This window comes from Bacillus cereus group sp. BfR-BA-01430 (assembly GCF_022663115.1).
Classification (GTDB): Bacteria; Bacillota; Bacilli; order Bacillales; family Bacillaceae_G; genus Bacillus_A; species Bacillus_A cereus_BD.
Window position 1 is genome coordinate 39267 of the sequence record NZ_JAKUEW010000020.1, and the last position, 9956, is coordinate 49222.

The following is a 9956-nucleotide window of genomic DNA, read 5'->3' on the forward strand; positions in this document are numbered from 1 at the left end:
TAATGGATTAGGAAGCACGAAAAACGAGGCTGAAAAAGCAGCCTCGTTTCACTATACCATATTATCACTTTGTAAGTACAACAAGCTCCTTCTTCAAAACACTCCTGTCGCTTACTTCTCTATCACAACTGCTCTCTTTTGAAACATAGACACAATATATCCGACAAACATACCAATGATTCCCGGAATTAGCCAACCCATTCCAACGCTATAAAGTGGTATTTTTTCTAAAATAGGTGCAAGTGTTGCAAATTCAATATGAGCATTGTGTAAACCATCAAACAGGCTAATTGCAAATGCTCCTATCATACCTCCTACGTACATTGCTAATGGAATCGGAATATAATTTTCAACAAGAGATAAGATAATCAACACAATCCCAATTGGATACAGTGTAATTAAAATTGGTAATGCTAATGCAATGAGCTGTGTTAACCCAAGGTTTGCTACCACAAATGCTAATGCACAGAAAATAAAAATGACTGTTTGATAAGAAAGCTTTGGTAGTAATCCTGAAAAGAACTCTCCGCACGCTGCAACGATTCCAACAGATGTTGTTAAACATGCCGCTGCGATTGCTACACCTAGTAATAAAATGCCATATCCACCAAATAAATGATGTACAATATTTGTTAAAATCACACCACCGTTTTCCCCCATTCCGAGAGAAACACTAGAAGCTCCTAAATAAGCAAGCGCTAAATAAATAAGGAATAAGGCAAGTGCAGCAACGATCCCTGCAATAATTGTCACTCGTGCAATACTTTTCTTATCTGTAACACCTTTTCCTTTTAACGTATTCACAACGACATTTCCAAAAACAAGCGCCGCTAATCCATCTAAGGTTAAATATCCATCAATAAACCCTTTGAAAAGTGGATCTTTATAAGTTTCAGTCGGTGCACGGAACTCTCCAATTGGAGAAATCAATGCTTTCACAACAATAATTGCAATAATTGCTAATAAAATCGGTGTTAATACTTTTCCGATGCGTCCCACTAATTTTGATGGGTTCAATGCTAAATAAAATGTAACAGCAAAGAAAATAAATGTAAATATAACAAGTGGATACTTTGCACCAGCTACTTCAGTTGGTAAAAATGGAGCAACTGCCATTTCATAAGCAACTGTGCCTGTACGTGGTACACTCACAAATACACCTAAACATAAATAAATCGCAACGATGAAAACAAGTGCAAATAAAGGATGTACACGACCTGCGAGTTTATTAATATCTCCTTTTAAAGCAATCGCGATGACCCCAAGTAATGGAAGTCCCACACCTGTAATGACAAACCCAAATAACGCAATCCATACATTTGTTCCAGCCCCTTGTCCTAATGCTGGTGGAAAAATCATATTTCCTGCACCAAAGAAAAGTGCAAATAACATTAAACTGATTGCAAATATTTCAGATACCTTTAAAGATGACTTCACTTTCATTTACCTCCTTGAACAAACAGAATATTCAGAAACAAAATTCATTACATACCCTTTTCCATATCGTCCTTCCTTTACAAAAGAACGCAAAAAACACCCGTCCCTAACAAAGGGACGAGTGTTGAAATCGTGGTTCCACCCTTATTCTAATAAAATGAATGTATAACAAAAAATTCATTTTATAGCTCGTGTAAATTGATAACGGTTTTATCCGCCAAGAATTACAATGCACATGCAGTTCACTCTTGAAGTTTAGAGGTGGTAAGTTTATCTTTTCGTATTAGGAAGCTCACAGCCTAAGGCCTCCCTCTCTGAGAATCGTAAAAAATAACTCATGTCCTCATCATTACTTTTACAAAATATATTGTCGAAACTTGTTGTTTTTTTATTATATGGGCTATTTGAAAAAAAAGCAACAGTTTTATTTTTTCTGATAAAGTGAAACTTTAATCCGTGTGGGTTTTCTTCATCCCCCACGGATTATGAGCCCTCACCAATCGGGCTGTTACGGCAGCCCTACTCCCACCTATCTTCCTTGCTTTTCTCTACATCTTGAGGTGGCCTAAAATAGCGGGATAAAAAACATACGGAGCAAACAACTCTCCCTATAATGCTCCTCGTAACTCTTGTAACTCTTCATCGGTAAGGTAGCGCCACTTTCCAACCTCAAGCTCACCTAATTTTATGTTCATAATTCGAACGCGCTTTAGTTTTGTTACTGTATAACCGAAAGCACGGCTCATTCTCCGAATTTGTCGATTCATTCCTTGTGTTAAAACGATGCGAAATGTAGAGCAATCTACTTCTGTTACTTTACAAGGTTTTGTCATTCCATCTTTAATTTTCACACCGCAGCTCATACTATGAATAAACCAATCCGTAAACGGCTTATCAACAGTTACGACATATTCTTTCTCATGTTCATGGTCTCCGTGTAAAATTTGATTGGCAATCTTCCCATCATTTGTTAGTAAAATTAACCCTTCTGATGCTTTATCTAAGCGACCAACTGGAAAGATTCTTTCGGGATAGTTGATATAACCAATAATATTCCCTTCGATATGTTCTGCAGCTGTGCAAGTAATTCCAACTGGTTTATGAAAGGCGATATATACTTTTTCTTTTTCTTCTTTTTCAATAACTTTTCCATCAACCGTTACAACATCATCAGGCTTTACAAGTACACCATGCGCACAAACTTTATCATTCATTGCGACGCGCCCAGCTTTAATAAGACGGTCTGTTTCTCGCCTTGAACAGGAGAGTGCTTCACTTATAAATTGGTTAATTTTCATTGTCTATTCCTTTTTCTTATAGATTGTCCGAAAAGAAAAAGCATCAATCTCAAAGCATAGTATGATGCCGAGATTGACACTTTTTTACTTTGCAAAAACCATTAAATAAATAACCCCAATCATCAAAAATATGCCGCAACATGCTAACAATACTTTTGCAAGTTTGTCCATAAACATAATGGTTTACCCCTTTATTTGGCTTTTTGCTATTTTAATTCGACAACTGTGACGCCAAGGCCTCCCTCGCCCATATCGCCGTAGCGGAAACTTTTCACGCCGCGATGGTTCTTCAAGTAGTCTTGTACACCTTGTCGAAGCGCTCCTGTTCCTTTACCGTGAATAATCGATACACGCGGATAGTTAGCAAGCTGTGCATCATCTAAATACTTTTCAACACGCATCATCGCATTTTCAAAACGTTCACCGCGAAGATCCAGTTCTAAGGAAACATGGTAGTCCCGTCCTTTTACTGTTGCAACTGCTTTTTTCTCAAGCTGCTTTGGTGTATTAATATATTCCATATCAGATTCTTTTACTTTCATCTTCAGAATCCCAATCTGAACGTTCCACTCATTATCACTTACTTTTTTTAGAAGTTGACCTTTTTGGCCAAACGTTAATACTTTTACTTCATCGCCCGGTCTTAACTGTTGTTTTGGCGCTGTATTTTTCACTTTTACTTTTTGTTTTTTCACAAGTTCAGGCGCTGCCCCTTCTAGGCGGCTTTTCGCTTCAATCAATTCATGATCTTTCACATTGGCAAGCTGCGCTTTACGCAATTGACGAAGTTCACGAATAATCTCTTCTGCTTCTTTCTTCGCAGCTTCGACCTTTTCTTCTCCTTCTTTTTGCGCTTTTAATAATCGTTCATCACGTTCTTCATTAAATTCAATAATTTGGCGTTGCAATTCGCGATGAAGCTTTTCAGACTGCTTACGAAGCTCTTCTGCTTCTTTCCAATCACGTTCTGCACTCTTTTGGCTTTCTTCTAATTTCGCAATCATATTTTCGATCTTATTTGTATCTGTACTAATATGATTGCGAGCACGATTAATTACGCGTTCAGATAATCCAAGGCGTTTCGAAATTTCAAAAGCATTACTACGTCCTGGTACCCCAATTAATAATTTGTAAGTTGGACTCAATGTATTTACATCAAATTCCACACTTGCGTTAATGACTTGATCACGATTATATCCATATGCTTTCAATTCTGGATAGTGCGTTGTTGCAACAACGCGCGCACCGCGATTATATACTTCATCTAAGATAGAAATGGCAAGAGCTGCCCCTTCTTGCGGGTCTGTTCCAGCACCTAATTCGTCAAATAGCACTAAGCTTTCAAAATCAGCTTTCTCTAAAATATCGACAATGTTAACCATATGGGAAGAGAATGTACTTAAACTTTGTTCAATGGATTGCTCGTCACCGATATCGGCAAAAATATTTTTAAATACGCAAATTTCTGATTCCTCTTGTACGGGAATATGAAGACCAGATTGTGCCATTAATACGCATATTCCAACCGTTTTTAACGTAACTGTTTTACCACCTGTGTTCGGACCTGTAATGACAATTGTTGTAAAGTCTTTACCAAGCATAATATCATTTGGCACAATCACTTTTGGATCGATAAGCGGATGACGTGCTTGGCGTAAATCCATATAACGCTCATTATTGACAATCGGTTTTGTCGCTTTCATTCGTTTCGCATACAAAGCTTTCGCAAAGATAAAATCAAGATTCGCAATCACTTCGACATTCGCTAATACGATATCAGCTTCTGCTGCTACTTCTTCTGTAAGCATCATTAAAATACGTTCTACTTCTTGTTTCTCTTTCACACGTGCTTCTTGCAAGGCGTTATTCAGTTCCACGATGACTTGTGGTTCAATAAATAACGTTTGTCCTGATGCAGATTGGTCATGAACAATCCCACCATATACGCCGCGATATTCCTGCTTAACCGGAATTACATAGCGATCGTTACGGATCGTTACAATGGCATCTGATAACATCTTTTGTGCATTTGAAGAGCGCGTCATATTTTCGAGCTTCTCACGAATGCGACTTTCCGCTGTACGAATTTGATTGCGAATACCACGCAATTTATCGCTAGCGCTATCGAGTACTTCGCCACCATCTCCAATACAGCCTGTAATTTTCTTTTCTAAATCATATAAAGATACAATTTGCGCAACATGAGTTTCTAAAATCGGAAGCTGGGCGCCATTATCAACCATATCTTCAATGAATCGTTTCATTTGACGGCTGCCATACATTGTACTTGCGATATCAAGCAATTCATGCGGGCTCAGCATACTTCCTATTTTTGCACGCTTTACATTCGGTCGAATGTCAAAAATCCCGCCGAGTGGTGCATGCCCTTTTAAACGGATTACTTTCGCCGCCTCATCAGTTGTATCTTGCATTTCCACAATTTCTTCAAAGTCTGTGCTTGGCATAAGACGCTTTACTTTATCTCGACCAAGCGAAGAAGCTGTATGCTCAAGTAACTGTTCTTTTACTTTGTCATATTCTAATACACGCAACGTTCGTTCTAACATAAGTTGCCTGTCCCCCTTGTGTTACTTATTACGTTTCATAAAATCTAATAAACGTTCAATATCCCATGTGTTAATCACGGTATCTTTTTGAATCCAACCTTTACGTGCTGCCGCTACACCTGTTTCCATATCTTCTAACATCTCAAGTGTATGAGCATCTGTATTAATTGCTATTTTCACACCAGCATCTTGTGCCTGTTTTAATAATTTCGCACTTAAATCTAGACGGTTCGGATTTGCATTTAATTCTAAAACAGTATTTGTTTCTTTTGCGAGCTCAATTAATAGATCTGTGTCTACATCATACCCCTCACGGCGTCCAAGAAGACGTCCTGTTGGATGAGCAATCATTGTTACATGCTTATTTTCAATTGCGGCACGCAAACGTTTCATAATTGTTTCACGGTCTTGTGAGAAGCTGGAATGAATCGCACCAATTACATAATCAAGCTCCGCTAATACCTCATCATCAAAATCTAATGTCGCATCTGGCAGTATGTCCATTTCAATCCCACGTAAAATTGTGATATCTGGGTATTTTGCATTGATGCGCTCAATTTCTTTTGCTTGTTCACGAAGTCGCTCTTTCGTTAAGCCATTCGCTACTTTTAAATATTGGGAGTGATCCGTAATTGCCATAAATTTATAGCCACGCTCGCGGCATGCTTGTACCATTTCTTCAATGGAAAAAGCGCCATCACTCCATGTTGTATGCATATGAAGATCACCTTGTATATCAGAGAACTGAATTAAGTTTGGGTATTCCTTAATGAGTTCGATCTCTTTTCCATCCTCACGTACTTCTGGCGGAATAAACGGAAGGTTGAAATGAGCAAAAAACTCTTCTTCTGTTTCAAATGTTTTCACTTCACCTGTCTCTAAATTTTCCACACCATACTCACTAATCTTTTCACCATTATCTTTTGCGATTTGACGCATTCTTACGTTATGATCTTTTGAACCTGTAAAATGGTGAAGCGTTGTAATAAATTCCTCAGGTTTCACAAGGCGAAAATCAATTGAAATATCATACTCATATTGCAGGCGTACAGATACTTTTGTATCGCCGCTTGCAATCACTTCAATCATATTATCAAATTGAAGCAAATGTTCACGTACTGCTGCTGGTTCTGTCGTTGCAATAATGAAGTCTAAATCTTTCACAGTCTCCCGAACGCGGCGTAAACTACCAGCGCGCGAAAAACGAATTACTTCTGCAATATTCGACAATTTCTCTTCTATTTCCCCGGCAATAGGAAGTACCATTGCAATCGGTAAACGTTCAGGGCGAGAACCAGCTTGCGCAATTGCTTCTAGTATTTTCTCTTCCGTCTTCTTCCCAAACCCAGCAAGCTCCTGTACTTTCTTGTCTTCACAAGCTTGCTTTAATGTTTCCATGTCAACAACACCAAGTTCTTTATAAAGTTTCGCTACTTTCTTACCACCGAGTCCTGGAAGTTTTAATAATGGCAATAAGCTACTAGGAACTTCTTTTTCAAGTTCTTGCAATACCTCTGACGTTCCAGCTTCCATATATTCTTGAATAACTGCTGCAGTTCCTTTTCCGATGCCTGGAATCTTTGTAAAATCTTCAATTTCAGAAAGGCTACGATCATCACTTTCTAACGCTGCTGCCGCTTTACGAAACGCGGATATTTTAAATGGATTCTCGCCTTTTAATTCCATAAAAAGAGCGATTGTCTCTAATAATTTAATAACTTGTTTTTTATTTATTTTCATATGTTCCCCGCCTTTCCTTCATAGAAAAAAACTTCTCTTTCCGAAAAAGAGAAGTTATACTCTGCTACCTGTCTGCCATAGTTCCTTCACCTTTTCAGAAAGAATCGGTGTATCGTCTACAATTATTTTGCTAATTGATGATTGTTGTAATGGTGTTTGCACTTGTTCAATCGGAAGAATCGTTCCAATAATAATTAAAACAAACAAAATAATGTATACTTCTAAAAAACCAAGAATTGCTCCAGCAAATGCATTCATTTGCTTTAACACTGGTATTTCCGCAAACATATTTAGCAAATTACCAAGCAATGAAAGTGCAATCTTTGTAACAATGAATAGTACAATAAACGCAATTGCTTGATAAAAAACTGTCTCCATATTGTTTGCATCGATCCATTCTGGAACGGATACATTTTGATCAAACGGATACGGAATCATTTTCGCTAGCGCTGGCGCTAAATCTTTACAGTACCAGTATGCAACAAGGCATGCGATAATAAAGCTTGTTAACTTTACAAGTTGTAGAATAAATCCTCTTCTTAAACCGAGGAAAAATCCCATAACAAGCAATAAAATGATAATGATATCAACCATGTTATTCCATTCCTTTTTGTCTCATACTTTCTTTCAGTTTTTCATGTTCTTCTTTTAATTTTATGTAATCGTGTATGACGTTTACCGCCGTCAATACCGCTAGTCTACTCGTATCAAGCGAAGGATTCTTGGCATTGAGTTCGCGCATTTTATCATCCACAATCGCTGCTACCATGCGGATATGACTTGTACTTTCATCGCCAACAACTGAGTACTGTTGACCATAGATTTCTACATTAATTCGACTTTTCTTTCCCTTTTGTTGTGACAACTCACCGGCCTCCAATCACGTACAGAATCCTAAAGTTTATCATACCATGAACTTTCCCAATATGGAAACAGAAAGAATAATCCGATATGATAAAAATAACACTATTGAAAAAGGAGCGATCATTTTGTCAAATTCTATCGTATTACAAACAAGTTCTACAGTCATTGAAGAGATGAAAAAACAATACAAACAAGCAATTAGTCCAACAGTTCCGCAAGGCGGTATCTTTATGGCGAAAGTATCATCTTGTACAATTACTGCTTATAAATCAGGAAAAGTTATGTTTCAAGGTGGACGCGCTGAAGCAGAGGCTTCTCGTTGGCAAACTGTCTCTCAAGCACCGAAATCAGCTGTAAAAAAAGCGGTCGATTCACATCGTTATGCACCGCCCGCTTCCATCGGTACAATGTCTATTATAGGGTCTGATGAAGTTGGTACGGGAGATTACTTCGGTCCGATGACAGTTGTCGCTGCATACGTAGATGCAAAACAAATTCCACTTTTAAAAGAACTTGGTGTAAAAGATTCTAAAAACTTAAATGATGCTCAAATTATTGCAATTGCTAAACAACTCCTTCACGTTGTTCCTTACAGCTCCCTCGTTCTTCATAACGAAAAATATAACGAGCTGTTTGATAAAGGAAACAACCAAGGGAAATTAAAAGCTTTACTGCATAATAAGGCCATTACCAACTTATTAGCGAAAATTGCACCGACGAAGCCAGACGGCATCTTAATCGATCAATTCACACAACCTAATACATACTATAAATATTTAACAAAACAAAAAGAGGTACAACGTGACAATGTTTATTTTGCTACAAAAGGCGAAAGTATACATTTAGCTGTTGCAGCGGCATCTATTCTGGCTCGTTATTCATTCGTAAAACAATTTGATAAACTTAGTAAAAAAGCAGGTATGCCAATTCCAAAAGGTGCAGGTATGCAAGTGGATATTGCCGCAGCTAAACTCATTCAAAAATTAGGAAAAGAGCGTCTTCCTGAATTTGTGAAGCTTCACTTTGCTAATACAGAAAAAGCGTTTCGTTTATTGAAAAAATAGCTATGTTTTAGTATCGACAATATGTAAATGAACTAAACAAAGAGAAAAGAAGTCTTATTTCTTTTCTTTTTTATTTTTGTTATAATTAGAATATACAGAAATATATAATTTTAAGCGCATATATAAAGGGTGATTTCATTGCTATTTTTACAAATGATTTTAAACATTTTGTTGGGAAATCCACATGAAAGACAATTAAGGATTCGCGAAAACATACGATTACTAAATGATCAACCCGAGTTCAATTTACTATTGGAACGATACGGAAGATCTATTTTGCTAAAATTCCGAGTGAGAAAACATATTAGTAAATATGATGCCCAAATATTGATTCATAACCCAATACAGCTTAAAAAATTTTACAATGAGCTTGAAGATATTATTAAAAAATAACATCTTGATAACAACTAAGGGCGGGCAGCACTGATAAAAACTATTAAGTTTAAATGGATATTTTGAATGAAAAGGAGCCATGTCAAATGACTCATACGAAAGTAAAAAAATCACTATACATACTCGTCCATTTTATCGGTCCTCTTACTTACTTTATTATTTCCCTTATTCGGGGAATTTTTTTCACTTCTAAATCCCTTGCGGAAAATATAACAGATAATCTATGCATTATGGCGATATATTGCTTGTTCGTTAGCTTATTATGGTTTTTCTATTTCGAACGCTTAGACAAAGATGTAGATAAAATGATAAAAGAAATGAAAAAATAATAGAAATAAAAACATATAAAATGAGTCATTCGAACGAATGACTCATTTTATATGTTAACTTCGCTTCTGTTTCTTATTTGATGAAGGTACTTTATAAGCACCTGTTTCATGCGTTGTTGTTCCTTGTCCTTCTACTTCTGGAGAACCTAAAACTGAACTGTACCCTATAAAATGGACAGTTTAATAAAAAGACCTTTAAAAATCAAGCACTTAAAAGATGGTTCCGGTATTGTACCGGAGCCATTTTTTTGAGTGTCCATTGAT

The 9956-nt window shown here is 37.0% G+C and carries 10 protein-coding genes and 1 other annotated feature; of the genes, 3 read left to right on the plus strand and 7 right to left on the minus strand.

The genetic code is table 11. The features are described 5' to 3' along the window. Positions 1-111: 111 nt before the first annotated feature. From brnQ6 to zapA, 6 genes are all read right to left on the minus strand, one after another. Positions 112-1437 (minus strand): branched-chain amino acid transport system II carrier protein BrnQ6, encoded by a 1326-nt coding sequence (gene brnQ6 / locus MR058_RS20975; protein ID WP_242145675.1) that lies wholly within the window; start codon positions 1435-1437, stop codon positions 112-114. Positions 1438-1547: 110 nt separating this feature from the next. Beyond that, positions 1548-1796, minus strand: a binding site (T-box leader). Positions 1797-2045: 249 nt separating this feature from the next. After that, entirely contained in the window at positions 2046-2735 is a 690-nt protein-coding gene (locus MR058_RS20980) for a 23S rRNA pseudouridine(2604) synthase RluF (protein WP_242145676.1), read from the minus strand. Positions 2736-2941: 206 nt separating this feature from the next. Next, positions 2942-5302, minus strand: coding sequence for an endonuclease MutS2 (locus tag MR058_RS20985; protein WP_242145677.1), 2361 nt, complete (start codon positions 5300-5302; stop codon positions 2942-2944). Positions 5303-5323: 21 nt separating this feature from the next. Continuing rightward, positions 5324-7042, minus strand: a complete 1719-nt coding sequence (gene polX, locus MR058_RS20990; protein ID WP_242145678.1) for a DNA polymerase/3'-5' exonuclease PolX — start codon at positions 7040-7042, stop codon at positions 5324-5326. 54 nt (positions 7043-7096) lie between these two features. Beyond that, entirely contained in the window at positions 7097-7636 is a 540-nt protein-coding gene (locus tag MR058_RS20995) for a CvpA family protein (protein ID WP_242145679.1), read from the minus strand. Position 7637: 1 nt separating this feature from the next. Then, on the minus strand, positions 7638-7907 hold the full coding sequence (gene zapA, locus MR058_RS21000; RefSeq protein WP_041810059.1) for a cell division protein ZapA: 270 nt from the start codon (positions 7905-7907) through the stop codon (positions 7638-7640). Positions 7908-8031: 124 nt separating this feature from the next. On the opposite strand from zapA, the gene rnhC reads away from it, so the two are divergent. The 3 genes from rnhC (at position 8032) to MR058_RS21015 (ending at position 9692) form a co-directional block, all read left to right on the plus strand. Next, on the plus strand, positions 8032-8970 hold the full coding sequence (gene rnhC, locus MR058_RS21005) for a ribonuclease HIII (protein ID WP_242145680.1): 939 nt from the start codon (positions 8032-8034) through the stop codon (positions 8968-8970). A gap of 138 nt (positions 8971-9108) precedes the next feature. Then, the gene (locus MR058_RS21010; RefSeq protein ID WP_242145681.1) at positions 9109-9363 is read left to right on the plus strand and encodes a hypothetical protein; all 255 of its coding nucleotides are present in this window, start codon (positions 9109-9111) and stop codon (positions 9361-9363) included. Positions 9364-9449: 86 nt separating this feature from the next. Further along, positions 9450-9692, plus strand: coding sequence for a hypothetical protein (locus MR058_RS21015; RefSeq protein ID WP_242145682.1), 243 nt, complete (start codon positions 9450-9452; stop codon positions 9690-9692). 54 nt (positions 9693-9746) lie between these two features. On the opposite strand, the gene MR058_RS21020 is transcribed toward MR058_RS21015, so the two are convergent. Continuing rightward, on the minus strand, positions 9747-9860 hold the full coding sequence (locus MR058_RS21020) for a YuzL family protein (RefSeq protein WP_242145683.1): 114 nt from the start codon (positions 9858-9860) through the stop codon (positions 9747-9749). Positions 9861-9956: the final 96 nt, after the last annotated feature.

Bases quoted from the DNA above. Each gene is read 5' to 3' on its own strand.
- MR058_RS20985 (WP_242145677.1), bottom strand. From the start codon at position 5,302: ATGTTAGAACGAACGTTGCGTGTATTAGAATATGACAAAGTAAAAGAA.
- polX (WP_242145678.1), bottom strand. From the start codon at position 7,042: ATGAAAATAAATAAAAAACAAGTTATTAAATTATTAGAGACAATCGCT.
- MR058_RS21015 (WP_242145682.1), top strand. From the start codon at position 9,450: ATGACTCATACGAAAGTAAAAAAATCACTATACATACTCGTCCATTTT.
- MR058_RS20995 (WP_242145679.1), bottom strand. From the start codon at position 7,636: ATGGTTGATATCATTATCATTTTATTGCTTGTTATGGGATTTTTCCTC.
- MR058_RS20980 (WP_242145676.1), bottom strand. From the start codon at position 2,735: ATGAAAATTAACCAATTTATAAGTGAAGCACTCTCCTGTTCAAGGCGA.